Origin of the sequence: Streptomyces sp. XD-27 (assembly GCF_030553055.1) — a bacterium.
In the GTDB taxonomy this organism is placed as follows: Bacteria; Actinomycetota; Actinomycetes; order Streptomycetales; family Streptomycetaceae; genus Streptomyces.
In genome coordinates this window covers 6462606-6487546 of the sequence record NZ_CP130713.1, presented here as the reverse complement: position 1 = coordinate 6487546, position 24941 = coordinate 6462606, and the positions used below count along the sequence as shown (strand labels likewise).

The 24941-nt window shown below is 74.3% G+C and carries 26 protein-coding genes and 1 pseudogene; 17 read left to right on the top strand and 10 right to left on the bottom strand.

What is annotated here, in order from left to right; translation table 11 throughout:
• Positions 1-75: 75 nt before the first annotated feature.
• On the top strand, positions 76-879 hold the full coding sequence (locus tag Q3Y56_RS28260; RefSeq protein ID WP_304464616.1) for a helix-turn-helix domain-containing protein: 804 nt from the start codon (positions 76-78) through the stop codon (positions 877-879).
• On the opposite strand, the gene Q3Y56_RS28255 is transcribed toward Q3Y56_RS28260, so the two are convergent.
• The 3 genes from Q3Y56_RS28255 to Q3Y56_RS28245 form a co-directional block, all read right to left on the bottom strand.
• The gene (locus tag Q3Y56_RS28255; RefSeq protein WP_304464615.1) at positions 869-1297 is read right to left on the bottom strand and encodes a hypothetical protein; all 429 of its coding nucleotides are present in this window, start codon (positions 1295-1297) and stop codon (positions 869-871) included. The genes Q3Y56_RS28260 and Q3Y56_RS28255 overlap by 11 nt on opposite strands.
• 141 nt (positions 1298-1438) lie before the next feature.
• Positions 1439-2845 (bottom strand): amino acid permease, encoded by a 1407-nt coding sequence (locus Q3Y56_RS28250; protein ID WP_304464614.1) that lies wholly within the window; start codon positions 2843-2845, stop codon positions 1439-1441.
• A gap of 96 nt (positions 2846-2941) precedes the next feature.
• The gene (locus Q3Y56_RS28245; RefSeq protein ID WP_304465833.1) at positions 2942-5068 is read right to left on the bottom strand and encodes a phage holin family protein; all 2127 of its coding nucleotides are present in this window, start codon (positions 5066-5068) and stop codon (positions 2942-2944) included.
• Positions 5069-5189: 121 nt separating this feature from the next.
• On the opposite strand from Q3Y56_RS28245, the gene Q3Y56_RS28240 reads away from it, so the two are divergent.
• Together Q3Y56_RS28240 and Q3Y56_RS28235 are read left to right on the top strand one after the other, a co-directional pair.
• On the top strand, positions 5190-5972 hold the full coding sequence (locus Q3Y56_RS28240) for an MBL fold metallo-hydrolase (RefSeq protein ID WP_304464613.1): 783 nt from the start codon (positions 5190-5192) through the stop codon (positions 5970-5972).
• A complete protein-coding gene (locus Q3Y56_RS28235) occupies positions 5969-6607 on the top strand; it encodes a DedA family protein (RefSeq protein ID WP_304464612.1) in 639 nt (212 codons plus the stop codon). Before Q3Y56_RS28240 ends, Q3Y56_RS28235 begins: the two co-directional genes overlap by 4 nt.
• A gap of 80 nt (positions 6608-6687) precedes the next feature.
• Here Q3Y56_RS28235 and Q3Y56_RS28230 read toward each other — a convergent pair whose 3' ends face one another.
• A complete protein-coding gene (locus Q3Y56_RS28230) occupies positions 6688-8337 on the bottom strand; it encodes an FAD-dependent monooxygenase (RefSeq protein WP_304464611.1) in 1650 nt (549 codons plus the stop codon).
• 174 nt (positions 8338-8511) lie between these two features.
• Here Q3Y56_RS28230 and Q3Y56_RS28225 point away from each other — a divergent pair, with 174 nt between their 5' ends.
• The 12 genes from Q3Y56_RS28225 to Q3Y56_RS28170 all read left to right on the top strand — a co-directional run bounded on the left by Q3Y56_RS28225 (position 8512) and on the right by Q3Y56_RS28170 (position 19182).
• Entirely contained in the window at positions 8512-9627 is a 1116-nt protein-coding gene (locus Q3Y56_RS28225; RefSeq protein ID WP_304464610.1) for a SchA/CurD-like domain-containing protein, read from the top strand.
• A gap of 107 nt (positions 9628-9734) precedes the next feature.
• Positions 9735-10145, top strand: coding sequence for a cupin domain-containing protein (locus Q3Y56_RS28220; RefSeq protein WP_304464609.1), 411 nt, complete (start codon positions 9735-9737; stop codon positions 10143-10145).
• On the top strand, positions 10142-11410 hold the full coding sequence (locus Q3Y56_RS28215) for a beta-ketoacyl synthase (RefSeq protein WP_304464608.1): 1269 nt from the start codon (positions 10142-10144) through the stop codon (positions 11408-11410). Before Q3Y56_RS28220 ends, Q3Y56_RS28215 begins: the two co-directional genes overlap by 4 nt.
• Positions 11407-12690 (top strand): beta-ketoacyl synthase N-terminal-like domain-containing protein, encoded by a 1284-nt coding sequence (locus Q3Y56_RS28210; protein WP_304464607.1) that lies wholly within the window; start codon positions 11407-11409, stop codon positions 12688-12690. Before Q3Y56_RS28215 ends, Q3Y56_RS28210 begins: the two co-directional genes overlap by 4 nt.
• The gene (locus tag Q3Y56_RS28205; RefSeq protein WP_304464606.1) at positions 12690-12953 is read left to right on the top strand and encodes an acyl carrier protein; all 264 of its coding nucleotides are present in this window, start codon (positions 12690-12692) and stop codon (positions 12951-12953) included. The genes Q3Y56_RS28210 and Q3Y56_RS28205 overlap by 1 nt, the downstream gene beginning before the upstream one ends.
• Position 12954: 1 nt before the next feature.
• Positions 12955-13419 (top strand): SRPBCC family protein, encoded by a 465-nt coding sequence (locus Q3Y56_RS28200; RefSeq protein WP_304464605.1) that lies wholly within the window; start codon positions 12955-12957, stop codon positions 13417-13419.
• Positions 13416-13772 carry a TcmI family type II polyketide cyclase gene (locus Q3Y56_RS28195; RefSeq protein ID WP_304464604.1) on the top strand — a complete coding sequence of 119 codons (357 nt, stop codon included), beginning with the start codon at positions 13416-13418 and terminating at the stop codon, positions 13770-13772. Before Q3Y56_RS28200 ends, Q3Y56_RS28195 begins: the two co-directional genes overlap by 4 nt.
• Before the next feature lie 37 nt (positions 13773-13809).
• Positions 13810-15585, top strand: coding sequence for an acetyl-CoA carboxylase, carboxyltransferase subunit beta (accD, locus tag Q3Y56_RS28190; protein ID WP_304464603.1), 1776 nt, complete (start codon positions 13810-13812; stop codon positions 15583-15585).
• A 41-nt stretch (positions 15586-15626) separates the two neighbouring features.
• Positions 15627-16262: a biotin/lipoyl-containing protein gene (locus Q3Y56_RS28185; protein WP_304464602.1), complete on the top strand. Its 636-nt coding sequence runs from the start codon at positions 15627-15629 to the stop codon at positions 16260-16262.
• 6 nt (positions 16263-16268) lie between these two features.
• The gene (locus Q3Y56_RS28180) at positions 16269-17606 is read left to right on the top strand and encodes an acetyl/propionyl/methylcrotonyl-CoA carboxylase subunit alpha (protein ID WP_304464601.1); all 1338 of its coding nucleotides are present in this window, start codon (positions 16269-16271) and stop codon (positions 17604-17606) included.
• A 163-nt stretch (positions 17607-17769) separates the two neighbouring features.
• Positions 17770-18372, top strand: a complete 603-nt coding sequence (locus Q3Y56_RS28175; protein WP_304464600.1) for a hypothetical protein — start codon at positions 17770-17772, stop codon at positions 18370-18372.
• Between the two features lie 105 nt (positions 18373-18477).
• Positions 18478-19182 carry a class F sortase gene (locus Q3Y56_RS28170; RefSeq protein ID WP_304464599.1) on the top strand — a complete coding sequence of 235 codons (705 nt, stop codon included), beginning with the start codon at positions 18478-18480 and terminating at the stop codon, positions 19180-19182.
• A 30-nt stretch (positions 19183-19212) separates the two neighbouring features.
• On the opposite strand, the gene Q3Y56_RS28165 is transcribed toward Q3Y56_RS28170, so the two are convergent.
• The 5 genes and pseudogenes from Q3Y56_RS28165 to Q3Y56_RS28150 all read right to left on the bottom strand — a co-directional run bounded on the left by Q3Y56_RS28165 (position 19213) and on the right by Q3Y56_RS28150 (position 22931).
• The gene (locus tag Q3Y56_RS28165; protein ID WP_304465832.1) at positions 19213-20202 is read right to left on the bottom strand and encodes a methyltransferase; all 990 of its coding nucleotides are present in this window, start codon (positions 20200-20202) and stop codon (positions 19213-19215) included.
• 47 nt (positions 20203-20249) lie between these two features.
• Positions 20250-20783: a right-handed parallel beta-helix repeat-containing protein gene (locus Q3Y56_RS28160; protein ID WP_369696819.1), complete on the bottom strand. Its 534-nt coding sequence runs from the start codon at positions 20781-20783 to the stop codon at positions 20250-20252.
• 9 nt (positions 20784-20792) lie between these two features.
• Positions 20793-21020: pseudogene (locus Q3Y56_RS33625) on the bottom strand (right-handed parallel beta-helix repeat-containing protein); the annotation flags it as partial.
• A gap of 102 nt (positions 21021-21122) precedes the next feature.
• The gene (locus Q3Y56_RS33620) at positions 21123-21641 is read right to left on the bottom strand and encodes a hypothetical protein (protein ID WP_369696818.1); all 519 of its coding nucleotides are present in this window, start codon (positions 21639-21641) and stop codon (positions 21123-21125) included.
• A 63-nt stretch (positions 21642-21704) separates the two neighbouring features.
• Entirely contained in the window at positions 21705-22931 is a 1227-nt protein-coding gene (locus Q3Y56_RS28150) for an aminotransferase class I/II-fold pyridoxal phosphate-dependent enzyme (protein ID WP_304464598.1), read from the bottom strand.
• 204 nt (positions 22932-23135) lie between these two features.
• On the opposite strand from Q3Y56_RS28150, the gene Q3Y56_RS28145 reads away from it, so the two are divergent.
• Positions 23136-23696 (top strand): type 1 glutamine amidotransferase domain-containing protein, encoded by a 561-nt coding sequence (locus Q3Y56_RS28145; protein ID WP_304464597.1) that lies wholly within the window; start codon positions 23136-23138, stop codon positions 23694-23696.
• Positions 23697-23756: 60 nt separating this feature from the next.
• Here the strand turns inward: Q3Y56_RS28145 and Q3Y56_RS28140 are convergent, their stop codons facing one another.
• Positions 23757-24344, bottom strand: a complete 588-nt coding sequence (locus Q3Y56_RS28140; RefSeq protein WP_304464596.1) for a TIGR03086 family metal-binding protein — start codon at positions 24342-24344, stop codon at positions 23757-23759.
• Positions 24345-24489: 145 nt separating this feature from the next.
• Between Q3Y56_RS28140 and Q3Y56_RS28135 the strand changes: the two genes are divergently transcribed.
• Positions 24490-24876, top strand: coding sequence for a DUF2795 domain-containing protein (locus Q3Y56_RS28135; RefSeq protein WP_304464595.1), 387 nt, complete (start codon positions 24490-24492; stop codon positions 24874-24876).
• Positions 24877-24941 lie beyond the last annotated feature (65 nt).

Sequence of the window (24941 nt, the reverse complement as noted above, 5' to 3'; positions counted from 1 at the left end):
GGTCGGCACCAGCCTGCCACGGGGGCGGCGGCACCGCGCGCGGACCGCGACACGCGTTCGGTTACCTTTCAGGTCATGACGACTGCCACGGTCGCCCCGGGGGTGGGCGCGCTGCTGCGGGAATGGCGGGACCGGCGCCGGATGAGCCAGTTGGAGCTGGCGCTGCGCGCGGACTCCTCGGCCCGCCACATCAGCTTCATCGAGACCGGCCGGTCCCGGCCGAGCCAGGAGATGGTCCTGCGGCTGGCGGACCATCTGGACGTCCCCGTGCGGGAGCGCAACGCGCTGCTGATGGCGGCCGGTTACGCGCCGCACTACCCGGAGACCGCCCTGGACGCGCCCGCGATGGGGACCTTGCGCGCCGTCATGGAGCGGCTGCTGACGGGTTTCGAGCCGTACCCGGCGATCGTCGTGGACGGTACGTACACCGTCGTGGCGGCCAACCGGGCGGTCTCGCTGCTGCTGGCCGACGTCGCGGACCATCTGCTCCAGCCGCCGATGAACGCGATGCGCCTCACCCTGCATCCGCAGGGCATCGCACCGCGCATCCGCAACCTGCGCCAGTGGCGCGGCCATCTGCTGGACCAGATGGAGCGGCAGTTGGCGCTGCTGCGGTCGGCGCCGCTGCGCGCGCTGTACGAGGAGGTCAGCGCCTATCCGGTGCCCGACGGGGCGGCCGACGAGACGGCCCCCGGCGGGGAGGACGCGCCGTTCGCGCTGCCGATGATGATCGAGCACGGCGGGCGGGTGCTGTCGTTCATCTCGACGATCGCCACGTTCAACACGCCGATGGACGTCACCGTCTCCGAGCTGGCCATCGAGACCTTCGTCCCGGCGGACCCGGAGACGGCGGCGTATCTTCAGCGGCTCATGTCCTGAGGGCGGCACGCAGCGCGCCGTACTGCAGGGTCGCGAAGCCCGCCACGGTGGCGGCCTGCATCGGGATCCAGACGGTTCCGGCGGTGGTCGGCGACAGCCACAGGGCCAGGGCGGCGATGCTGAGTGCCGCCCACAGCAGATTGGACTCGACGACGAACCGTACGCCCAGGGCGGGCGGCTGCGGCCGGGAAGCGAGGTAGCCGACCGCCGCGGCGAACGCGGTGAGGAAGGCCCCGAGGCCGACGAGCAGCGTCCGGTCGACGCCGAGCAGGTCGCCCAGCGGCCCGGACAAGGCCAGGTAGGCCAGGCCGTTGCCGCCGGTGACGACCGCGTCGAGGGCCAGGAAGCGGCGCAGCCAGGTCCGGGCGGCGGTGGCGTCGACGGACTGAGGGCGAGTGGTCAACTGCGTGGCGGACATGGCGGATCAACCTCCGGCGGCATGGGTGCGCTGGTCAGGGGCGGGTTCCGGCCGAAGTGAGCCGACCGGAACCCGATGCCTCCACCCTGCCGCCGATGACGGTGGGGGTCGATTACCGCACAGGTAATGCCGGATGCCGCCTCAGTTCGCGGTGGCCTCGGCCACCGCCGGACCTTCGGCCTCCACCGCGGCCGGGGCGCCGTCCTCGGCCGGCTCCGCCTGGGCCTGGCGGCGGCTGCGCGCGGCGATGACCGCGTAGACGAGGACGCCCGCGAAGAGGAACAGCGTGCCCTGGTAGACGGCGGCGTAGCCCGCGCCCGACACCAGCCAGAAGGAGAACCCGAAGCCGGCGAGGGCCAGCGCGGCGTCCCAGGCCAGGCGGCCTCGGCGGACCTCCTCGTGGCGGCCGGAGAGCAGGAAGTACAGCTGCGCGCCGCAGGCCAGCAGATATGGGACCGTCGCCGAGAAGGTGGTGATCAGGACCAGGGTCTCGAAGACCTTGTCGGAGTTCGAGGTGTAGTTGATGACGGTCAGCGCCGAGGCCAGCACGACGCCGACGAGGACGCCGTAGGTGGGCACGCCGCGCCGCTTCACGGTGAAGAGCGCCGGGAACAGGCCGTCCTTCGCGGCGGCGTACGGGGCCTGGGCGCTCATCAGCGTCCAGCCGTTGAGCGAGCCGAGGATGGAGATCACCGCGGCGGCCGCGATGAGGGTGCCCGGTTCCAGGCCGCCCCAGTGCTCGCCGAACATCGCGGTGACGGCGTCGGAGAACGGGGCGTCGGAGTCGACCAGCTTCTCGTGGGAGACGGTGCCGAAGACCGCCACGGTGCCCAGCAGGTAGACGAGCGCGGCGGCGATGGTGCCGAGGACGCTGGCGCGGCCGACGTTCCGCTCGGGGTCGCGGACCTCGCCCGCGCTCATCGCCGCGGACTCCACGCCCACGTACGAGTACAGCAGCAGGGCGGCCGCGGCGGACAGGCCGCCCATGGCGCTGCCGCTGCCGGCGTTGAACTCCCCGAGGTTGGCGGGGTCGAAGAAGAACAGTCCCACCACGGCGACGAAGAGCAGCGGCAGGTACTTCAGCACGGTGGAGACCACCTGGACGGCGCCCACCCAGCGGGTGCCGGCGAAGTTGGCCAGCGCCGGGAGCCACAGGGCGAGCAGCGCCGTGGCCAGCTTGGCGCTCTTGGACATCTCGCCGGGGAGCATGACGTCGATGTAGCCGACGGCCCCGAAGGCGAGGGCGGCGTTGCTGACCCACGCCATGGTCCAGAACGACCAGGCGGACAGGAAGCCGGCGAAGTCGCCGAACGCCTCGCGGGCGTAGATGTACGGGCCACCGGTGCGCGGGTCGCGCCGCGCCAGCCGGCCGAAGACCAGGGCGAGCGCGATGGCGCCGACGGTCAGGACGGCGAAGGCCAGCAGGCTGACGGTGCCGTACGGGGCGACCGAGGCGGGCAGCAGGAAGATGCCGCCTCCGATGATGTTCCCCGTGACGAGCGCGGTTGCTGTGGGCAGCCCGAAGCGACGGGTGGAGCGGTCGTGCATGGGGGTGGTGCGCCTTCCATTGTGCTGATCACTCGGTCACAGGGGTGGGTGCCGAGCGCCCAGACATGGTCACCGGACGGCGCTGACCGTACCAAATCACGGACTTTCCTCCGGTGTGAGTCTGGTCACGACAGGAAATGGTGCGGCTAGGGGTTGAGTTGGCGGGAATTCCTCCGCGGGGACCTGCGGGCCGTGGGTCTCGCGCAGCCAGCGCCGCAGCACCGTGTGCACCTGCTCGGCGCCCACCAGCTCCGCCCCGTCGTTGGTCGGCGGGGTGAGGTCGTTCGGCCACAGCAGGAAGGGGTGGCCCTGCGGGCCGCCGAGGCCGCCGTGCGAGCCGATCTGCTCCTCGAAGGCGTGCACCTCGCCGGTGTCGGGGCGGCAGGCGGAGTTGATCATGATGTCGGGGGCGTTGCGGAAGCCCGCGGTGCGGCTTACGGCGTCGGCGGCACCCGGCCCGAAGGGCTCCAGCGGGCTCGTCCCCCCGATGACCAGACCGGTCTCCAGGTGGTGCTCGGCGCCCGCCGGGCCCAGCGCGACGGCGCCGTGCTCGGCGGAGTGGACGAGCAGGAAGCCCACTCCGGGGTGGTCGGCGAGGGTGCGCAGCAGCGCCGGGTGGCGGGCGTCGATCTCCTCGCGGGTCATCCGGCCGGGGACGTCGGGGAAGGAGACCAGGCCCAGGTTGCCGGAGGCGAGGACGACGGGGCCGGTGGGGCCGCGGCCCTCGCGGGCCTTCCGGCCGTCGGCGCCGTCCTTCTCGGGGCGGTGCAGCGCGGCGCGGGCCGCCTCCCGCGCCTCCGCGCCGCTGGGGGTGCGGCCCGCACGCCGGGAGACGGGCAGTCCGCACCCGGCGCGCACCAGGTCCTCCAGGGTGAGCCCGAACCGCGCGGCGAAGGTCTCGCCGGGGCTCTGGCCGTGGTCGGACAGCAGCACGATGCGGTAGTCGCGGGGCGCGTGCTCGGTGATCTTGGCGATGAGCGCGACGGCGCGGTCCAGTCGGCGCAGTACCTGGTGGGTGTCGCGGCCGCGCGGCCCGCTGTGGTGGGCGACCTCGTCGTAGGCGACCAGGTCGGCGTAGACGGCGCCGCGGCCGGAGAGCACGTCGCCGAGGACGGCCGCGACGACGACGTCGCGTTCGACGACGGTGGCGAAGGCCCGCAGGAACGGGTAGAGGCCGCCGCGTGTGACGCGCGGCCGCTCGCGGCGCAGGCGGGCGCGGGCGGACTGGCCGAGCTCCCGGAAGACCTCGGCGACGAAGGACCCGGCGGTTCGGGTGGCGTTGGCGGGGTCGGAGAAGTAGGCGAAGTAGCCGTAGCGGGAGCGGTTGTGCCGACCGCGCCGGGCGGCGACGGACAGCACGAGCGCGAGCTGGTCGGCGCCGCCGCTGAACAGGTTGCCCCGGCTGGCCCCGTCGACGGTGAGCAGTCCGCCGTCGCGGGTGCGGGCGACGGCGCGGCGCTGGAGCTCGGCCGCGCTGGTGGGCCGGTTGCTGACCATGACCTGCCCGCGCTCCTTGTCGTACCAGCGGAAGGCGGGGACGTCGGCGTTGGTGCCGTGCAGGATGCCGAGCTGGCTGGCGCCGGTCTGGCTGGACCAGTCGGTGCGCCAGGGGGTGAGCGTGTGGGTGCGCTCCGCCCAGCCCGCGACGGTCTCCATCAGGGGCCGCTTGCCGGACAGGGCGTCGCGCAGCACGTCGTGGCCCACGCCGTCGAGCTGGAGGAAGACGATGCCGGGCGGCGGCCGGTGGCCGTCGGTGCCGCCCCTTCCGCGGCGCTTGCGGTCGGCCATGCGGGCGAGCCGCCGCCGGTAGGCGCCGTCGTCGCGGACGGTGAGGAAGGTGCTGGTGGCGGAGGACGCGGCCGACATCGCGGCGGCGACGACCACGGCGGTCTCCGGCTCGGCGGCACCCCGGCCGTCCGGCACCAGGCTGAGGGCGATCAGCAGCAGGGAGCCGTTGAGGACGAAGACCAGCAGGCCGAGGACGAAGGCGGGCATCAGCAGCAGCGCGCGCACCAGCAGCGGCCACACCAGGGCGCTGAGCACGCCGAACGCGCCGGCGCCTGCGGCCGCGGTGATGCCGATACGGGTGGCGCTGTCCCCGTCGGCGGACTGGAGCCGGAAGTCGGGGAGGAGCCCGGCGAGCACCAGCATGGTCAGCGTGCTCACGCCCCAGACGGTGACCACCCTCAGCAGGGCTGCGCCCACGGCTGTCCAACGAGGCATTCGCACGGTCCGTCCACCTCACGTCGCCGCGCCCGCGCGCGGGCTCGTCCACCAGCGTGTCACAGGCAGGACGGCCTAGGCTCGGGAGCCGGGGGTCCGTGTGGGGACAGGAGGGGTGCCGGTGCCGGTGGAGATCACCTGGTGGGGCCATGCCACCGCCACGGTGCGCGACTCGGGCGTCGCCGTGCTGACGGATCCGCTGTTCGTACGGCGGCTGGCGCATCTGCGGCGGCGCAGGGGGCCGGTGCCGCCGCCCGCCGCCGCCCGGGCGGATATCGCCGTCGTCTCGCATCTGCACGCCGACCACCTCCACCTGGGGTCGCTGGCCAGGCTGGCGCCGGGCACCCGGCTGCTGGTGCCGTGGGGTGCGGGGCGGGCGGTGCCCGGGCTGCGCCGGGTGGCGGGGGTCCGGGGGCTGCGGGTCACCGAGGTGCGGCCGGGCGACGAGGTCGCGGTCGGGGCGGTGCGGCTGCGGGCGGTGCCCGCCGCGCACGACGGCCGCCGGCTGCCGTACGGGCCGCGCCGGGTCCCCGCGCTCGGCTATGTGGTGCACGGCGAGGCCACGACGTACTTCGCCGGTGACACCGGGCTCTTCGACGGCATGGCCGAGGCCGTGGGGCCGTGCGATGTGGCGCTGCTGCCGGTCGGCGGCTGGGGCCCGTATCTGGGGCACGGGCACCTGGACGCGCGCCGCGCGGCGCAGGCGCTGGCCCGGCTGGGGGCGGTCAGCGCGGTTCCGGTGCACTACGGCACGTACTGGCCGATCGGGATGGACGCGGTACGGCCGCACGAGTTCCACGCGCCCGGCGACGAGTTCGTCCGGCACGCGGAGCGGTTGGCGCCGCTGGCGTCGGTGCATCTGCTGGGGCACGGCGAGAGCGTGCGGCTGGAGGCCGCCAGGTGATCGGTGAGCTCGCCGGGCTGGCGCGGAGCCTGCCGCCCGAGTCGACGCAGCAGGCGGTGGGCTATCCCTCCCTGTTCCTGCTGGTGGTGGTGGGCGCGCTGGTCCCGGTGGTGCCGACCGGCGCGGTGGTGAGCTCGGCCGCGGTGGTGGCGGTCCATCAGACGTCGCCGTTCTCGCTGCTGTTCGTCTTCGTGGTGGCGTCCGCGGCGGCGTTCCTCGGCGACGTCGGGCTGTACTGGCTGGGCCGCCGCGGGTTCCGATCGGCGAACGGCTCGCGCTGGTCGGCCCGGCTCCGCGAGCGCGCCGCGCCGGAGCGGCTGGCGGCGGCCCGCGCCCGGCTGGACGAGCACGGGGTGGTGGTGCTGGTGCTGTCCCGGCTGGTCCCGGCGGGCCGGATCCCGGTGATGCTGGCGTGCCTGCTGGCCCGGATGCCGCTGCGGCGCTTCGCGCGCGGCGCCGCCCCGGCGGCCCTGGCGTGGGCCGCTACGTACCAGCTGGTCGGCATCCTGGGCGGCTCGCTGTTCGCCGAGCCGTGGGAGGGCGTGGTGGCGGCGGTCGCCCTGGCCCTGCTGATCGGCGCGGTCCCGGCGGTCTGGCGCCGCCTGCGGGGCGCCCGCCGGGCACCGGCGGGCTGAGGCGGCGGGCTGAGGGACTGAGGCGGCGGACTGAGGGAGCCGCGCGCCGCTTCCCCGGACGCTCCCGGGCGCGCGGGGCGTCACCGCAGGCTCAGCACCGTCCTCAGCGCCCCGTCGAGCGTCTCCTCCGGGTCGGGTACGGCCTGCTCGGAGCGCCATGCCACGAAGCCGTCCGGCCGGACCAGGACCGCCCCGTCCTCGCGGGTGCCGTGCGCGCGGGCCCAGTCGGTGTCGGAGTCGGGGTCGGGGGTCAGGTCGTGGTCGGCGGTGGGGCCGATGCGATGGCTGGTCAGGGGCACGGGGAGGTGCTCCGCGAGCCGCGCCGCCGCGCGGTGCCAGGCCGCGCCCTCGGTGCCGGTCAGCAGGACGCAGGACCGTTCGTACAGGTCCAGGGTGGACAGCCGGGTGCCGTCCCGCCGCAGCCACAGGTGCGGGGCGCGGGTGCCGGGGGCACCGGTGGACTCGAAGCGGTCGGGTACGGCGGGGGCGGCGGGGTCGGCGCCCAGGACGGCGCCCTTCGGGTAGCGGTAGCCCATCGCGACCGCGAGCACGTCGCTCTGGCGCCCTCCGCCCGCGCCGGGCGGCGCGGCGTAGCCGGGGTGCCGGTGCTCGGCGGAGCGGGCGGCGGCGCGGGCGCTGGTGGCGCGGGCCACGGGGCGCCGTTCGGCCTCGTAGGTCCGCAGCAGTTCCGGGCCCGCCCAGCCGCCGAGGACGGCGGCGAGCTTCCAGGCGAGGTTGTGCGCGTCCTGGATGCCGGTGTTGGAGCCGAAGGCGCCGGTGGGCGACATCTCGTGGGCGGCGTCGCCGGCGAGGAAGGCCCGGCCGTCGCCGTAGGACTCGGCGACCCGTTCGGCCGCGTGCCAGGGCGCCTTGCCCGTGATCTCGATCTCCAGGTCGGGGATGCCGACCGCGGTGCGGATGTGCCGCACGCAGCGCTCGTCGGTGAAGTCCTCCAGGGTCTCGCCCTGTTCGGGGTGCCAGGGGGCGTGGAAGACCCATTCCGCGCGGTTGTCGACCGGCAGCAGCGCTCCGTCCGCCTCGGGGTTCGTCAGGTAGCAGGCGATGAAGCGGCGTTCGCCGACGGCGTCGGCCAGACCTTTGGCGCGGAAGGTGACGCTGACGTTGTGGAACAGGTCGCCGCGGCCGGTGTGTCCGATGCCGAGGCTCGCCCGTACCGGACTGCGCGGTCCGTCGGCGGCGACCAGGTAGGCGGCGCGTACGGTCCGGCGCTCCCCCGTCGCGCGGTCGCCGACCACGGCGGTCACCCCGTCGGCGTCCTGGTCGAACGAGATCAGTTCGGTGCCGAAGCGCAGGTCGCCGCCGAGCGCGCGGGCGGCCCGCACCAGGACGGGTTCGAGGTCGTTCTGGCTGCACAGGCACCAGCCGGCGGGGCTGATCCGCCGCAGGCCGCCGCCGGGATCGATCTCCTTGAACAGCCATTCCTGGTCGGTTCCGGTGAGCGAGCGGGCCTGCAGGATGCCGTGGTTGTCCGCGAGCACCGACGCGGCCTCGCGGATGGCGTCCGCCACCCCGGCGGTGCGGAACAGCTCCATGGTGCGGACGTTGTTCCCCCGGCCGCGCGGGTGGCGGGAGGTGCCGGCGTGCTTCTCGACCAGGACGTGGCCGACGCCCAGCCGGCCCAGGAACAGCGACGTGGACAGCCCCACGAGGGATCCGCCCACGATGAGGACCGGCGTTGACTCGTCGATCCGGGTGTCGATCTGGGTCATCTTGCAGCTATGCCCGGAATGCCCATTACCGGGGCACGGCCGCGGGGCTCGTTCACCCGAATGGACCACACATCTCGCGCCACCTGTGGGAGCGCTCCACGATCGGGAAGCGGGCGACGTTCCCCTTGTTCACGTTTTCAAGGAGATGTTTCCCCCTTCAAGGAGTGGTGGCATATGAGCACCCTGCCCGACTCGCGCCTGCGGGTCGTTCTGCTGCTGGAGGTCCGCAACGGAGCCCAGCGGCGCTTCCTGGACGCCTATGACCAGCTCTGCCGGCAGGTGGCCGCCGTACCCGGCCATGTGAGCGACCAGTTGTGCCAGTCCATCGAGAACCCCTCCCAGTGGCTGATCACCAGCGAATGGGAGAGCGCCCAGCCGTTCCTGGCGTGGGTGGACAGCGAGGCGCACCGGGAGATGGTCAAACCGCTGCACGGGTGCGTGAACGACACCAGGTCGCTGCGGTTCACCATCATGCGCGAGACCGGTCACGGGGCCGCGGGCGTGCGGACCTCGGACGGCCTGCTGGCGGAGCCGCGGGTCGGCGACGGTGTGGTGCGGCACGCGCTCACCTTCACCGTGCGGCCCGGCAGCGAGCAGGCCGTGGCCCGGATCCTGGCCGACTACGAGCCGCCCGAGGCGCGGGTGGACGACACCACCCGGCTGCTGCGCACCTCGCTGTTCATGCGCGGCAACCGGGTCATCCGGGCGGTCGAGGTCAAGGGCGACCTGGTGGCGGCGCTGCGCCACGTGGCACGGCAGCCGCAGGTCCGCGCCGTCGAGGAGGCGATCAACCCGCATCTGGAGGTCGACCGCGACCTCGACGACCCCGACTCGGCGCGCGCGTTCTTCATGCGCGCGGCGCTGCCCGCCGTATGGCACCGGGCCGCGGGCGGCGGACCGTACGCCGCGGGGAACGGCGCGGACGACGACGCGAAGGTGCGCCGGCACGCCCTGCTCTACCCCGTCAAGTACGGCTGCGGCGGAGCGGTCGCCACGCTGCTCAGGCGCCAGGACGAGCTGGTCGCGCGGGACCCGGCGAACCCGGTCCTGGCCGCCACGGTCTTCCACCGCGACGACCTCGTCATGCGGATGGTCGACATCACGGGGCCGCTGGAGCGGCACGCGGCGGTGGTGGCCGGAGTCGGTGGCGGCCGGCGCGCCCCGGCCGTGCTCGGCCGCCTGGTCGAGCTCGGCCCGGACGGCGCGCTGTCGGACGAGGCGGGGCTGCGCCGCTTCGTCGCGCACTGCGCGATGACCCCGGTCACCGACCGGCGGGCGCCCGGCAACTGAGCACCGGCCACGGCCGGCGGCCGAGCCGCTGACGTCACGTCAGCAGCCGTGCCGCGCCCGCCGGGTGGCCGACCGGCCCACGCCAGGCATTCACGGAAGGAACCGACATGAGCAGCCAGACCTCACCGTGCATCGTGAGTCTTGACGAGGTCCCGCCCAACCGCCGCAGAGGCGGTGATCTGCGCACCCTGCTCACCCCCGCCACCGTGGGCGCCACCAGCGGCTTCATGGGGGTGGCCCTGCTCGGCCCGGGGGAGCGCATCGGCGAGCACTACCACCCGTACTCGGAGGAGTTCGTGTACGTCGTCAGCGGCGAGCTGGAGGTGGACCTGGACGGCAAGGCGCATCCGCTCCGCACCGACCAGGGCCTGATGATCCCCACCTTCATGCGCCACCGCTTCCGCAACGTGGGGGACGCCGAGGCCAGGATGGTGTTCCATCTCAGCCCGCTGGCGCCGCGCCCGAACATGGGCCACGTGGACACCGAGGACGCCGAAGCGGCCCAGGTCCCGTCATGACCCGGCGGGTGTCGGTCACCGGGGTGGGCGTCGTCGCCCCCGGCGGCGTGGGGGTACCGGCGTTCTGGGACCTGCTCGCCGCGGGCCGCACCGCCACCCGCGGGATCACCCTCTTCGACCCGGCCGGCTTCCGGTCCCGGATAGCGGCCGAATGCGACTTCGATCCGGCCGAGCACGGCCTGTCCCCCGACGAGGTGGCGCGCGCCGACCGGTACGTGCAGTTCGCGATGGTCGCCGCCGACGAGGCGGTCCACGACGCCGGTCTGGACCTGCGCGACGAGGACCTGTGGCGGGTCGGGGTCTCGTTGGGGACCGCGGTGGGCGCCACCACCCGGCTGGAACACGACTACCGGCTGGTCAGCGACGACGGCGGGCACTGGTCCGTGGACCACCGCGCGGCGGGCCCGCACCTGGACCGCGCGTTCTCGCCCAGCGCCCTGGCCGCCGAGGTCGGGGGGCGGTTCGGCGCCCGGGGCCCGGTGCAGACGGTCTCCACCGGCTGCACCTCCGGGCTCGACGCGGTCGGCTACGCCCTGCACACCATCGAGGAGGGCGGCGCGGACGTGTGCATCGCGGGTGCCGCGGACTCCCCCATCTCGCCGATCACCGTCGCCTGCTTCGACGCGATCAAGGCGACCAGCGCCAACAACGCCGACCCGCGGCACGCGTCCCGGCCGTTCGACGCCTCGCGCGACGGCTTCGTCCTGGGCGAGGGCGGCGCGGTGCTGGTCCTGGAGGAGCGGGAGCACGCGCGCCACCGGGGCGCGCGCGCCTACTGCGACGTCGAGGGGTTCGCCACGTTCGGCAACGCGTACCACATGACCGGCCTGACCCGGGAAGGACTCGAGATGTCGATGGCCATCGACTGCGCACTGAGACACGCTCATGTCGAGGGCACCGACATCGACTACGTCAACGCGCACGGCTCGGGCACCCAGCAGAACGACCGGCACGAGACGGCGGCCGTGAAGCGCTCGCTGGGCGCGCACGCCTACGTCACGCCGATGAGTTCGATCAAGTCGATGATCGGCCATTCGCTGGGCGCGATAGGCGCCATAGAACTCGTCGCGTGCACGCTGGCGCTGCACCACGGCGTCATCCCGCCGACCGCCAACTACCGCGACCGGGACCCCGCGTGCGACCTGGACTACGTGCCCGTGACCGCCCGCGCGGCGGCCCTGCACCAGGTGCTCTCCGTGGGCAGCGGCTTCGGCGGCTTCCAGTCCGCGGTGGTCATGGGCCGGGACGACGGGAGGTCGCGATGAGCCTCGGCGGCGGGTCGGCCGGGAGCCGGCCCACGGGAAGCCGGCAGGCGGAGCGCCGGTCGGCGGTCATCACCGGCCTCGGCGTCATCGCGCCGAACGGCATCGGCGCCGAGGCGTTCTGGAAGGCGGTCCGGGAGGGCGTCGGCGTCCTGGACCGGATCAGCCGGGAGGGCTGCCAGGACTACCCGCTGAAGGTGGCGGGGGAGGTCAGGGCCTTCGATCCGGGGGCGGCGGTCGAGGACCGGTACCTGGTCCAGACGGACCGGTTCAGCCATTTCGCGATGGCGGCGGCGGACATGGCGCTGGCGGGCGCCGGACTGCGCTCCGACAAGGAGTCGCCGTACGCGGTGGGCGTGGTGACCGCCGCCGGGTCGGGCGGCAACGAGTTCGGCCAGCACGAGCTGGAGCGGCTGTGGGGGAAGGGGCCGCAGTTCGTCGGCCCGTACCAGTCCATCGCCTGGTTCTACGCGGCCAGCACCGGACAGATCTCCATCCGCGGCGGCTTCAAGGGCCCGTGCGGGGTGGTGGCCGCCGACGAGGCGGGCGGCCTGGACGCCATCGCGCACGCCTGCCGGGGCATCCGGCGCGGGGCGGACGCGATGGTGGTGGGCGCCGCCGAGGCGCCCCTGATCCCGTACTCGATCGTCTGCCAGCTGGCGTTCCCGGAGCTGAGCCGGGCCACCGAGCCCGACCACGCCTACCTGCCGTTCTCCGCCGGCGCCTGCGGGTTCGTGCCCGCCGAGGGCGGCGCGATGCTCGTGGTGGAGGAGGAGTGGACGGCCCGGCTGCGCGGGGCGCCGATCCGGGCCCGGGTCGCCGGGCACGGCGCGACGTTCACCGGGCCGCCGGGCTGGCCCGGCACCCGGGAGGGGCTGGCGCGGGCGGCGCGGATGGCGCTGGAGCGGGCCCGGTGCGCACCGGAGGAGGTCGACGTGGTCTTCGCCGACGCGCTGGGCGTGCCGGAGGCGGACCGGGCCGAGGCGCTGGCGCTCGCGGACGTCCTGGGGCCGCGCGCCGGGCGGGTCCCGGTGACCGCGCCGAAGGCCGGTTACGGCCGGGCCTACTGCGGCGCTCCCCCGCTGGACGTGACCTGCGCGGTGTTCGCCCTGGAGCACGGCATCGTGCCGCCGACCCCCCGGGTCACCGAGACCGCCTGCGACCTGGACCTGGTGACCGGCCGGGCCCGCCGCGCCGAGCTGCGGACGGCGCTGGTGCTCAGCCGGGGACTGATGGGATCCAACGCGGCGCTCGTCCTGCGCCGCGCGGAAGGAGATGACTGATGTCCACGCAACTCAGCTATGACTACGACGCGCTGGCCGCGCTGATGAAGAAGTGCGCGGGGGTCACCGTGGACCCGCAGGCGCTGCGCGCCGCCCCCGACACCCTGCTGACCGACTTCGGCCTCGACTCCCTCGGCCTGCTGGCGATCGTCAGCGAGCTGGAGCAGCGCCACGGTGTGGCGTTCGACGCGACGGCCGAGGGCTGCAAGACCCCGGACGACTTCCTGAGCGTCATCAACGAGACCCTGGCGATCGGAGCCTGACATGTCCGCACGCACCGACAACGAGATCGTGATCGCGGCGCCCCTGGGCGTCGTCTGGGACATCACCAACGATCTTGAGCACTGGACCGAGCTGTTCAGCGAGTACGCGGCCGTCGACGTGCTGCGGCGCGAGGGCGACACCACGACCTTCCGGCTGACGCTGCACCCGGACAAGGACGGCAAGGTGTGGAGCTGGGTCTCGGAGCGCGAGGCCGACCGGGACGCGCGCACGGTGTGGGCGCGCCGGGTCGAGACCGGCAACTTCACCTACATGAACATCCGCTGGGAGTACGAGGAGGTGCCCGAGGGCACCCGGATGCGCTGGACGCAGGACTTCGAGATGAAGCCCGAGGCGACGATGGACGACGTCGCGATGGCCGAGCGCATCAACCGCAACTCCAGGACCCAGATGGAGTTGATCCGGGACCGGATCGAGCAGCGCGTCCGCGAAGGCGTGGAGGCGTGAGCGACCAGGACCGCGGGAGCGGGCACCGCGCGCTGATCGTCGCCCGGATGCGGCCCGACTCGGCGGACGACATCGCCACGGTCTTCGCGGACTCCGACCGCGGGGAGCTGCCGGGGCTGATCGGCGTCACCGGGCGCAGCCTCTTCCAGTACGGCGAGGTGTACCTGCACCTCATCGAGGCCGAGCGGCCGCCGGGCCCGGAGCTGGCGCGGCAGTCCGAGCACCCGGAGTTCCAGGACATCAGCCGGCGGCTGGCCGTGTACGTGGACCCGTACGACCCCGCGACGTGGCGCGGCCCGCGGGACGCCGTGGCGCGGGAGTTCTACCGCTGGGAGCGGGGCCGGCGCACGTGAACCCGACCCGAGAAGGACACCGGAAGGAGGCCGCCCCATGACCGCGACGGATGACCGGTCCGCCGCCGCCCGGACGCCGGAGTGGGTCAGATGCGAGCGCTGCGCCGCCCTGATCTACGGCAAGCGTTTCCGCCGCACCCTGGGCGTCTGCCCCGAGTGCGGCCGGCACAGCCCGCTGACCGCGCCGCAGCGGCTGGAGCATCTGCTCGACCCCGGTTCCGCCTCGCCGATCGACGAGACGGAGCCGGTGCGGGATCCGCTCGGCTTCGTGGACGTCCGCCCGTATCCGGACCGGCTGGCGGCGGCACGGACCGACACCGGGCTGCGGGAGGCGGCGATCGGGGCCCGCGGCCGGATCGCGGGCCGGCCGGTGGTGGCGGCCGTGATGGACTTCCGCTTCCTGGGCGGCAGCCTGGGCTGCGAGGTCGGCGCGCTGATCACCGAGGCGGCGCGGACGAGCCTGCGGGAGCGGGTGCCGCTGCTGATCGTCACGGCGTCGGGCGGGGCGCGGATGCAGGAGGGCGTGCTGTCCCTGATGCAGATGGCCAAGACCGCGCAGGCGCTGGCCGAACTGGACGAGGCGGGCGTCCTGACGGTCTCCTTGGTCACCGACCCGACGTACGGCGGCGTCGCCGCGTCCTTCGCGACCCTCACGGATGTGATCCTGGCGGAACCGGGGGCCCGGATGGGCTTCGCGGGGCCGCGCGTCATCGAGCAGACGACGGGCGAGCGCTTGCCGGAGGGCTTCCAGACGGCCGAGTTCCTCCTGGCGCACGGCCTCTTGGACGACGTCGTCCCCCGCTCGGCCCTGCGCACCACGCTGGGCCGCCTGCTGTCCCTGCCCCGGAGCCACGGCACGGCGCCGGGCGGCGGCCAGGTGCCGGGCGGTGGCGAGGAGCCGAGGGTCGCGAAGGCCGCCGCGTCGGAGGCCGCCCCCGTGGCGGGGGCGGCGGGGCCCGCGGTGCTGCGGCGGGTCGAGGAGGTGCCGGACTGCGAGTCCTGGGACGCGGTACGGCTCGCCCGGCATCCGGACCGGCCCGGGACCCTCGACTATGTGAGCCATCTGCTGGAGGACTTCCACGAGTTGCACGGCGACCGGATCGGTACGGACTGCACGGCCATCGTCGGCGGGCCCGGACGGCTCGGCGACCGGACGGTGATGCTGATCGGGCACCACAAGGGCGGCCCCGACCTCGCCGAGCGGCAGCGCCGCAACTTCGGGATGCCCACCCCCGGCGGCTACCGCAAGGCCGCCCGCCTGATGCTGATGGCCGCCAAGCTCCGGCTGCCGGTGGTCACCCTCATCGACACGCCGGGCGCCTACCCGGGCCCGGAGGCCGAGCGCGGCGGCCAGGCCGTCGCCATCGCGGAGAGCCTGCGGCTGATGTCCCGGCTGCCGGTGCCGGTGGTGACCGTGCTGACCGGCGAGGGCGGCAGCGGGGGCGCGCTGGCGCTGGCCGTGGCCGACCGGGTGCTGGTCAGCGCGCACGGCGTGTACTCCGTCATCAGCCCCGAGGGCTGCGCCGCGATCCTGTGGAAGGACCCGCAGGCGGCGCCACGTGCCGCGGCGGCGCTGCGCGTCCACGCCCGGGAACTGCTGCGCCTGGGCGTCGTGGACGGCGTCGTCGCGGAGCCGCCGGGCGGCGCGCACCTCGACCACGCCGCCGCGGCGCAGCTCCTCGGTGCCGCCGTGACGGCGGCCCTCGACGAACTGGAGCCCTGGGGAACGGACCGGCTCCTCGACGCGCGGCGCCGCCGGTTCCACCGCTTCGGCGCCGCGGACCCCGCGCCCGCTCCGCACGGAGCGTCGTGACCTCATGTGACCTCGTATGTCCCAAGGACCCAAGGAGCATCGTGACTTCGGAGAGCACCACCCAGCACGAGCATCAGACCGAGCAGCACGAGAACGGGCACGTACCCGGCGCGGCGGCCCGCGTGCCGCTCATCCAGGTCAGCCTGGAGTCGGTCTGCCGTACCGTCGCCGAGCTGGCCGGCTCCTCGGCCGGACCGCCGCGCCGGGTCAGGGTCCAGCACGGGCAGACGACCGTGGAGGTGGAGTGGGCCGATCCGGAGGCCGGTCCGACCGCGGCGGCTCCCACCCGTACCGGCGCGGATACGGGCATGGGGGCGGCCGCGGTCCGTACGGCGCCGGAGGCCGTCCCCACCGGCGCGGAGGCCGTCCGCACCGGCCCGGAGCCCGGCGGGCCGCCGGAGGCCGGGGGCCACTTCGTGTGCGCCCCGACCGTCGGCACGTTCTACCGCTCCCCCGAGCCCGGCGCGCCGCCGTTCGTCTCCGTCGGCGACACCGTACGGGCGGGTCAGCCGGTCGGGATCCTGGAGGTCATGAAGATGATGAGCCGGGTCGAGGCGGACACCGCCGGGCGGGTGGTGGAGATCCTGGCCTCGGACGGGCAGCCGGTGGAGTTCCAGCAGCGGCTGGTCCGGCTCGAACCGCTGCCCGGGGACGCGGGCGCGGCCGGCAGGGGGTGATCCGGCGTGTTCTCCACGGTGCTGGTGGCCAACCGGGGCGAGATCGCCGTGCGCGTGATCCGCGCCTGCCGTGAGCTGGGGGTGCGGACGGTCGCGGTGTACTCCACGGCGGACCGCGACTCGTCGGTCGTACGGCTGGCGGACGAGGCCGTCCACATCGGCCCGCCGCAGGCCAAGGGCAGCTATCTGAGCGTGCCCGCGATCGTGGAGTCGGCGCTGCGCACCGGGGCGCAGGCGATCCATCCCGGCTACGGCTTCCTGTCGGAGGACCCGGACTTCGCGGAGGTCTGCGAGGCCCATGGGATCGCCTTCATCGGCCCGTCGCCGCGGGTGATGCAGCAGTTGGGCGACAAGGCGGCGGCACGGGCGCTGATGGCGGAGGCGGGGCTGCCGGTGCTGCCCGGGAGCACCGGCGCGGTGGCCTCGGCGGCCGAGGCCAAGGAGATCGCGCGGCGCACCGGCTATCCGGTGATCCTCAAGGCGGTGGCCGGCGGCGGCGGCCGCGGCATGGCCGTGGTGCGCGAGCCGGGCGGTCTGGTGCACGCCTTCGAGCGCACCCGCGCGCACGCCCGCGCGGTCTTCGGCGACGAGCGGCTGTATCTGGAGCGGTTCGTGGAGGACGCCCGGCACATCGAGGTCCAGGTGATCGGCGACGGGCAGGGCACCACGATCCACCTGGGCGAGCGCGACTGCTCGGTGCAGCGGCGGCACCAGAAGATCGTGGAGGAGGCCCCGGCCCCGAACCTGCCCGTGGCGGTGCGGGACGCGCTGTGCGCGGCGGCCGTGCGGGGCGCGGAGGCGGTCGGCTACGTCGGCGCGGGCACCTTCGAGTTCGTGCTGGCGCCGTCCATGGACTTCCACCTGATGGAGATCAACTGCCGGCTCCAGGTCGAGCATCCGGTCACCGAGATGATCACCGGCGTCGACATCGTGCGCGAGCAGCTCCTGATCGCCGCCGGGCAGCGGCTGTCGCTGCGTCAGGAGGACGTGGTGCGGCGCGGCGTGGCCGTGGAGTGCCGGGTCAACGCCGAGGACCCGGAGCGGGACTTCAGCCCGGCGCCGGGCCGGCTGACGGAGTTCGTCACCCCCGGCGGTCCGTTCGTGCGCGTCGACACGCACGCCTACCCGGGCTTCCTGGTGGGACCGCATTACGACTCGCTGCTGGCCAAGACCGTGGTGTGGGCGCCGGACCGCGAACAGGCGCTGGCCCGTATGGACCGGGCGCTGGGCGAGTTCCGGGTCGGCGGCGAGGGGGTGCGGACCACGGTGGGCTTCCTGCGGCGCACGCTCGCCCGCCCGGAGTTCCGGTCCGCCACCCACACCACCGGCCTCATCGGCGCCTGACACGCCGTAAGGCCACCCGAAGGGCGCACAGCATCCACCCGAATGCCGCTACACCGAGTGGCGGCCTGGTCACGGTTGGCTGACGGTGGGAGCGGTGGCTCCGCCAGATCCCCCTTATCTGACGGATGGTCAGTAATCGGCTGGAGCACCGAAAGGATGGATCATGCGTTCGACTCGCACTCTCATAGCCGGCGCGGTGCTGGGCACCGCTCTGACCCTGGGTACCCCTGCCGCGGCCCTCGCGGACGTCGTCACCGACCCGGGAACCGACGAGGGCTACACCCAGACCCAGCCCCGCGACCCGTCCAGCCCCATCACGGACCACGGTGCCCAGCCGAGTGGCGATGAGGCCGACGGCGCACTGCCGGACAAGGACAAGGACGCGGGCGACATGACCAAGGGTCAGTCGACCAAGGGCATGGAGCAGGATGCCACCGCGGGCCAGTCCAAGGGCGACGAGGGCCAGCACCCGGCCCAGCACCCGGCCCAGCAGCCGGCCAAGGGCCATGAGGGCCAGGTCCCCGGCAAGGGACACGAGGGCATGCCGCCCGACGAGGGCCATGAGGGCAGGGAGCCCGGCAAGGGACATGAGGGTGTCAGCCCGGACGAGCAGCAGCGGCCGCACGGCGGCGTGCAGACCGGTGGCGGCGGCATGGCCCTCGACAGCGGCGCGGGCATGGCCGCCGGAGCGGTCCTGCTGGTCGGCGGCGTGGGCGCCGGTGCCTACGTGCTGCGTCGCCGCACGCCGTCGGGCACGTCCGTCTGAGGCGACTCCCCCGCCGTATACCGATGTGCTGTGGCCATCGCCGCGCGGCGGCGGTGGCCACGGTGCTGCCGGCCACCGCCCCCGGCCCGAGAAAGGCGACGCTCCATGGGCAGAAGTCAGGACCCCGCACAGGACGCGGGCCCGGCGCCGGGCCCGCAGGGCGCCGACGGCGGCTCCCGCGCCCTCCGCTGGGCCGCGGCGGCGGCCCTCCTCGGCGCGCTCTTGATCTACAACCACGTCGACGCGCCCTCCGAGGCGACCGCGCCGCGGCCCGCGCCGGCGCCCGCGGCGTCCCCGCCGCCGGCGCCGGAGACACCGGGCATACCCCGGCACGGGCCCGCCCTGCCGCGTTCCGCGCCGGTCCGCCTGGCGATCCCCTCGATCGGGGTGAACGCCCCGTTCACCGAGCTGACCCTGGACGGCGCGGGACGGCTCAACGCGCCGCCCGCCGACGACGGCAACCTCGTCGGCTGGTTCCGCGAGGGGGCGTCACCCGGCGAGCCCGGCAACGCGATCGTCGCCGGGCATGTGGACACCCGGACCGGCCCCGCGGTCTTCTGGCCGCTCGCCTCCCTCAAGCCGAAGGAGAAGGTCACCGTCACCCGTGCCGACGGCATCGAGGCGACCTTCACGGTGGACGGCGTCGAGACGTACCCCAAGAACGCCTTCCCGGACGAGAAGGTCTACGGAGAGACCGAGGACGCCCAGTTGCGGCTGATCACCTGCGGCGGCAGCTACGACCACGCCGCCCGGGACTACACCGCCAACGTGGTCGTCTTCGCCCACCTGGACTCGTTCACGTGGGCCTGACGGGCCACCGAACAGGACCGTGACGTGCCGTCAGACGGAGCCGTGGAACGCGTGCAGATACGCGTTGACGGGCTGGATCTCCCCGACGTCCAGCCCGGCTTCCGTCATGTGCGCCACCAGGCTCTCCTTGGTGTGCTTGCGCCCTCCCACGTTCAGGAGCAGCAGCAGGTCCATGGCGGTGGTGAACTTCATCGACGGGCTGTCGTCGACGAGGTTCTCGATGACCACCACCCGGGCGCCGGGCCGGGCGGCGGCGACCACGTTGCGCAGCGTGCGGCGCGTGCTGTCGTCGTCCCACTCCAGGATGTTCTTGATGATGTACAGGTCGGCGCCGGCCGGGACCCGGCTGCGGGCGTCGCCGGGGACCAGCCGGACCCGGTCGGCGAGCGCGCCGCCCTCCCGCAGCCGCGGGTCGGCCTGGGCGACGACCTCGGGCAGGTCCAGCAGGGTGCCGCGGATCACCCGGTTCCGCTCCAGCAGGCTCGCCAGCACATGGCCCTGGCCGCCGCCGATGTCGGCGACGTGCCGCACCCCGGACAGGTCGAGGAGATCGGCGACGTCCTCGGCGGACTGCCTGCTGGAGGCGGTCATGGCCCGGTCGAAGACCTGGGCCGACTCCGCCGCGTCGTGGTGCAGGTAGCTGAAGAAGTCCTTGCCGTACAGCGTGTCGAAGACGTGGCCGCCGGACCGGACGGCCTCGGTGAGCAGCGGCCACGCCTGCCAGGTCCACGGCTCGGTGCACCACAGCGAGATGTGGCGCAGGCTGTTCGGCGCGTCCTCGCGCAGCAGCCGGGACATCTCGGTGTGCCGGAACCGGCCGTCCGGGGTCTCGGCGAAGACGCCGTGGCAGGACAGCGCGCGCAGCAGCCGGCGCAGCGCCCGCGGCTCGGCGTCCAGCGCGACGGCCAGTTCCCCGGCGGTGGCGGGGTCCTCGCCCAGGACGTCCGCCACCCCCAGCCGGGCGGCGGCGCGCACCGCTGCGGCGCGCGCCGCGCCGAAGACGATCTCCCGCAGTTCCATGGCCGCCCGGGGCGGATCCTGCCCGACCCGGGTCGGCGCGGTGGCGGTCACTGCTTGCAGCACCACCCCTCGGGTACGGAGTGGTCGCAGTGGTTGCCCCTGACCCTGTTCCCGGGTCCGCGGTCCTTGTCGATGATGTCGGCGGGCTTGTTGCCCATGACCTCGTTGCGGAAGATGGTGTTGCGGGCGTTGATGGCGCCCACGACGCTCGGGTACAGCACGATGCCGCCGGACATCGGCGACTTCCCGACGTTGCCGCGCACCCGGTTGCCCGCCACCCAGGTCTCCTCGGCGCCGGTGAGCAGGATGCCGGTGCCCTGGATGAAGGGGAGGCGGGCGTTCGGCCGGCAGTACTTGTTGTTGCGGGAGACGTCGTTGCCCCGGATGGACAGGGCTCCGGCGCGCGGCCTCGACTCGTCGCTGACCACGAACACCCCGCCGCAGTTGCCGCTGACGGAGTTGCCCTCGACCGTCATCCTCCGCAACCGCCGGATGGTCACCCCGATCCGGTTCCCGGTCAGATGGTTGCCGCGGACGATGGTGCCCCTGGTGTTGAGGGCCGCGCCCTCCTTGTTGACCACGTTGGCCAGGAAGATGCCGGACTGGCCGTTGTTCCGGGCCCGGTTCCCGGCCAGGTGGGAGCGGCAGGAGTGCTGCAGGCTGATGCCGTGGTCCTCGTTGTCCTCGGCGCGGACCGCGAAGATGCGCAGCCGGTCGGTGTAGTCGGCGTCGATGCCGTTCTTGGCGAAGCCGGAGACCGTCAGGGAGCTGATGGTGACGTCGGTGACGGGCCGTCGGGCCGTTCCGGTGACGCAGATGCCGTTCCCGGCGGCGGCGCACTTGTCGGCGTTGTGGCCCTCTCCGTTGCCCCCTTTCCCGCCCCCGCAGCCCGAGCCGCCACCACCCGGGGGTCGTCCTCGTCACCGCCGCCACCTCCACCGCCTCCGCCTCCGCCCCACCGCCGCCCCCACCGCCGCCTCCACCGCCTCCGCCCCCTCCGCCCCCTCCGCCTCCGCCGCCCCCGCCGCCGCCTCCACCGGGGCCGCCGCCCCGCCGCCCGGATCATCCCCGTCACCTCCGCCGCCTCCGCCGGGGCAATTGCCACGGCCCGGCTCCCGCCCGCCGGCCGGCTCGTCGGCCCCGCCCGCGTCCGCGTCCTGCGAGGTGTGCACGGTTCCGGGCTTCAGTACGGTGCCCCGGCCCACGCCGCGCAGGGTGATGTCGGAGTCCGAGATCTGGACGCTCTGCCGGTAGGTGCCGGGCATGACCAGGACGGTGTCACCGGGGCGGGCGTCGTCCACCGCCTCCTGGATGGACTGGCCCGGGCGGACGATGTGGGTCCTGCGGGGGGCCTCGGCGGCCGCGGCGGGCAGCGAGCCGGCCTCCAGCGCGAGGAGGGCGGTGAGGGCGGCAGCGTACCGAATATGACGTGTGTGCATGCCTGGAAGTTATGAGGGAATCTCACACACCGCCACTTATGCCCCGATTACGGGTGATGGCAACTACGGGATGCCCCCGGACGGGCGCGCGAGCTCCCGGAAGACCTCCGCGAACCGGTTCAACGCGTCGGCCACCCGGGTGAGTTCGAGCGGGTCCCCCGCCTGGAGGGCCTGCTCCCGCTCCTCGTCGTCCGCTCCCAGCAGCGGCGGTGTCGTCAGCCGTACGCACAAGGTGTGCGGGGCGTCGCCGAACCGGTCGCCGCCGGACACCGGCCACCCGAGCCGCCGGGTGAGATGGTCCGCCAGCTCCACCGAGTCGGTGATGCCCCGGGTACCGAGCGCCTCGCGCAGCTCGGACAGGTCCGCGTACAGATGGCGCCCGGCATGCGGGGGCAGGCAGAGCACCCCGACCCCGGTGAGCGCGTCGTGCGCCGCCGTGGCGACGGCCCCGTACGCCCGGGCCGCCGCCCGCGCGCGCTCCCGTGCGGGATCCGGTTCGGTGAGGGCGTACGCGGCCGCGGCGGCCACCGGCGCGGGCAGGTCGGCGCGCAGCGCGCCGATCGTGGTCAGCACCCGGTCGCGCAGCTCCATGCCGCGGCCGGTGGCGGGGAAGCGCGCGACGGCGGCGGGCCAGCCGGTGGGGGCGTGGCCGCCGGCGAGGTCGGCGAGCACGATGACGTGCTCGGGGAGCATCTCGGCGGGGCTGACCAGGACCGTGTCGTGCGGGTCGTGCAGGGTGTCCCGCCAGGTCTCGTCGCTCACGACCAGCAGCCCCTCCCCCACCGCCGCCTCGCACACCTCGTGCAGCAGCTCGGGCGGGGCGACGGTGCCGGTCGGGTCGTCGGCGACGGAGAGCACCAGGACGCGGGGCGCGCCGCCCTCGGCGCGCACCCGGCGGACGGTCTCCAGCAGCGCGAACGGGTCCGGGACGCCGCCGCACTCGGCGGGCGCCGGGGCGTGGTAGGCCGGGCGTCCGGCGAGCCGGGCCAGCGGCGCGTACCAGGCGGCGCAGGGGCGGCTGAGCAGCACGTCGCCGCCGGCCGCCGCGAGCAGCGCCAGCAGCAGCGGCTGCGCGCCGGGGGCGGCCACGACGTGGTCCTGGTGGGTCCACAGCCCGCGCCGCGACCAGTAGCCGCAGGCGGCGGCGCGCAGCCGCGGGCCGCCGCCGGAGGGCTCCGGCGCGGTGTCGGCGGCGGCCGCCGCGAAGTGTGCGGCGAGTTCCGGGAGCACCGGCAGACCGCCGTGCGGGTCCGCCGCGGCCGGAGCGGGCCGCTGCCGCTGCTTCGTCACCTGCTCAACGTCCCTTCGCCGCCGCGTACGGGGCCTCGTCCCACCTTCGCAGATCGCCCTGGCGGGGCGCCGGGCGACGCGCGGTTTCGTCGGGGCCCAGGGGGCAACCCGGCACTCGGGCGGAGTGTGCGCGTCTCGGGCGAGTGTGCTCGGCGCGGGCGGACCGTGCGCTCCTCGGGTGTGTGCGAAAGGACGTGAGGCCGTATGAAGGTGGCGTTTCTCGTCGCGCCGAAAGGCGTGGAGCAGATGGAGCTGATCCGGCCGTGGGACGCGGTCCGCAGCCACGGCGGCGACCCTTACCTGGTCTCCACCAAGCCGGGCACGGTCCAGGCGTTCCGCCACCTCGACCCGGCCGAGGCGTACGAGGTCGACCGGGTCGTCGGCGAGACGTCGGCGCGGGACTACGACGCGCTGGCGCTGCCGGGCGGGGTCGCCAACCCCGACGCTCTGCGGATGGACGCGCGGGCCGTCCGCCTCGTGAAGGAGTTCTTCGACGCGGGCAAGCCCGTCGCGGCGATCTGCCACGCGCCGTGGATGCTCGTGGAGGCCGACGTGGTGCGCGGCCGGACCCTCACCTCGTGGCCGAGCCTGCGCACCGACATCCGCAACGCGGGCGGTACGTGGGTGGACGAGCAGGTCGTGGTCTGCGAGCGCGGGCCCAACACTCTGATCACCAGCCGGAAACCGGCGGATCTGCCGGCGTTCTGCGAGACCTTGGTCCACGTGTTCTCCAGGGCCGCGCAGACGGCGCAGTCGGTGCTGTGATCGGTGCTGTGAGGGGGCGACGCAGGGCCGTGCCGGGGTGACGCGAGCCGCGGGCCCGCGTCAGACCCGGCGGCCCAGCAGGGCCAGCAGCTTGGTCTGGACGTCGGCCCCCGCCGGCGGTTCCACGGGGGACGCGAACAGCCCGCTCTTCTCCAGGTCGGCGGCGTACGGCGTGACCTCCCGGACCGTGAAGTCGACCAGGGCGGCGGGGAGCCGCTCGTCCGCGCCGATGCCCCGCGACAGGTCCCAGGCGTGCACCACGGCGTCGCTGATCATCTGCGCGCAGTAGTCGGACGCGGGGGTGTCGCCGTACGACAGACGGACGGTCCGCTCGATGGCGCCGGGGGCAGCGAACGCGGCGCGCGCCTCGGCGGCGGCGCGATCCCAGGCGGCGACCGGGTCGTCGCCCAGCACGTCCCCGTCGAAGGCGTCGCCCTGCTCCTCGATGGTCGACCCGTCGCGCACCAGCGGCGGCACCCACAGCTGCTCGGCGGTCAGGTGGTTCACCAGGTCGCGGACGGACCATTCGGTGCACGGCGTCGGAGCGTCCCACTGGTCCGGGCGGATCGCGTGGACCCGGTCGGTGAACAGGTCCAGCGCCTCGCCGTGCCGGGTCAGAAGCGGGTTCTTGGCGCTGCGGTCAGCCATGGCAGCCATTCTCCCCGCCTCGGCCGGACCCGGCGAGTGCTGAGCGGTATAACCGGTGTCATCCTGGTTTGACCGGGTATTCGAACAGTACGTGACACGGGGGCGACCAGTACGTGGCACCGGGGGGCGGCACGAGGAGGACGGCATGCAGCGAGGCAGCGACCGGGTGAGTGCGCACAAGGACGACGAGCTGAAGCACGAGCTGGACGGGCTCCTGCGCTCCGGGCACCCCACGCGGGCCGAGGAGTGGCACGACCCCAACCCCGAGCCCGCCGCGGACGACGATCCGACGGCGACCTTCGGCCCCCTGCCGCGCCGCGGCTCCCGCGGCGAGTACGAGGCGATGCGCTTCGAGATCGCCCGCCACCTGGCGCGGACCGCGTTCCCGGGCAAGCGCGGGGAGCTGCTGCGCACCCTGCACGAACGGCACGCCCCGGACCGGGTGATCGCGCTGGTGGAGTCGCTGCCGCCGGACCGCACCTACCGCACGGTCGAGGATGTCGCCTCGCACGTGCGGGTGCCCGAGTACTGAGACGCAACTCCCGCCATTCGAGACGGCGGCGTAGCGTGGGAACCGACGATCACCGGTCGGTTCGA

What these genes read in the sequence shown, in the direction of transcription:
- accD (WP_304464603.1), top strand. Translation starts at nt 13,810, where the DNA reads ATGACCGCGACGGATGACCGGTCCGCCGCCGCCCGGACGCCGGAGTGG.
- Q3Y56_RS28215 (WP_304464608.1), top strand. Translation starts at nt 10,142, where the DNA reads ATGACCCGGCGGGTGTCGGTCACCGGGGTGGGCGTCGTCGCCCCCGGC.
- Q3Y56_RS28135 (WP_304464595.1), top strand. Translation starts at nt 24,490, where the DNA reads ATGCAGCGAGGCAGCGACCGGGTGAGTGCGCACAAGGACGACGAGCTG.
- Q3Y56_RS28255 (WP_304464615.1), bottom strand. Translation starts at nt 1,297, where the DNA reads ATGTCCGCCACGCAGTTGACCACTCGCCCTCAGTCCGTCGACGCCACC.
- Q3Y56_RS28210 (WP_304464607.1), top strand. Translation starts at nt 11,407, where the DNA reads ATGAGCCTCGGCGGCGGGTCGGCCGGGAGCCGGCCCACGGGAAGCCGG.
- Q3Y56_RS28225 (WP_304464610.1), top strand. Translation starts at nt 8,512, where the DNA reads ATGAGCACCCTGCCCGACTCGCGCCTGCGGGTCGTTCTGCTGCTGGAG.
- Q3Y56_RS33620 (WP_369696818.1), bottom strand. Translation starts at nt 21,641, where the DNA reads ATGCACACACGTCATATTCGGTACGCTGCCGCCCTCACCGCCCTCCTC.
- Q3Y56_RS28230 (WP_304464611.1), bottom strand. Translation starts at nt 8,337, where the DNA reads ATGACCCAGATCGACACCCGGATCGACGAGTCAACGCCGGTCCTCATC.
- Q3Y56_RS28140 (WP_304464596.1), bottom strand. Translation starts at nt 24,344, where the DNA reads ATGGCTGACCGCAGCGCCAAGAACCCGCTTCTGACCCGGCACGGCGAG.
- Q3Y56_RS28200 (WP_304464605.1), top strand. Translation starts at nt 12,955, where the DNA reads ATGTCCGCACGCACCGACAACGAGATCGTGATCGCGGCGCCCCTGGGC.
- Q3Y56_RS28260 (WP_304464616.1), top strand. Translation starts at nt 76, where the DNA reads ATGACGACTGCCACGGTCGCCCCGGGGGTGGGCGCGCTGCTGCGGGAA.
- Q3Y56_RS28170 (WP_304464599.1), top strand. Translation starts at nt 18,478, where the DNA reads ATGGGCAGAAGTCAGGACCCCGCACAGGACGCGGGCCCGGCGCCGGGC.
- Q3Y56_RS28165 (WP_304465832.1), bottom strand. Translation starts at nt 20,202, where the DNA reads ATGGAACTGCGGGAGATCGTCTTCGGCGCGGCGCGCGCCGCAGCGGTG.
- Q3Y56_RS28245 (WP_304465833.1), bottom strand. Translation starts at nt 5,068, where the DNA reads ATGCCTCGTTGGACAGCCGTGGGCGCAGCCCTGCTGAGGGTGGTCACC.
- Q3Y56_RS28175 (WP_304464600.1), top strand. Translation starts at nt 17,770, where the DNA reads ATGCGTTCGACTCGCACTCTCATAGCCGGCGCGGTGCTGGGCACCGCT.
- Q3Y56_RS28220 (WP_304464609.1), top strand. Translation starts at nt 9,735, where the DNA reads ATGAGCAGCCAGACCTCACCGTGCATCGTGAGTCTTGACGAGGTCCCG.
- Q3Y56_RS28145 (WP_304464597.1), top strand. Translation starts at nt 23,136, where the DNA reads ATGAAGGTGGCGTTTCTCGTCGCGCCGAAAGGCGTGGAGCAGATGGAG.
- Q3Y56_RS28205 (WP_304464606.1), top strand. Translation starts at nt 12,690, where the DNA reads ATGTCCACGCAACTCAGCTATGACTACGACGCGCTGGCCGCGCTGATG.
- Q3Y56_RS28250 (WP_304464614.1), bottom strand. Translation starts at nt 2,845, where the DNA reads ATGCACGACCGCTCCACCCGTCGCTTCGGGCTGCCCACAGCAACCGCG.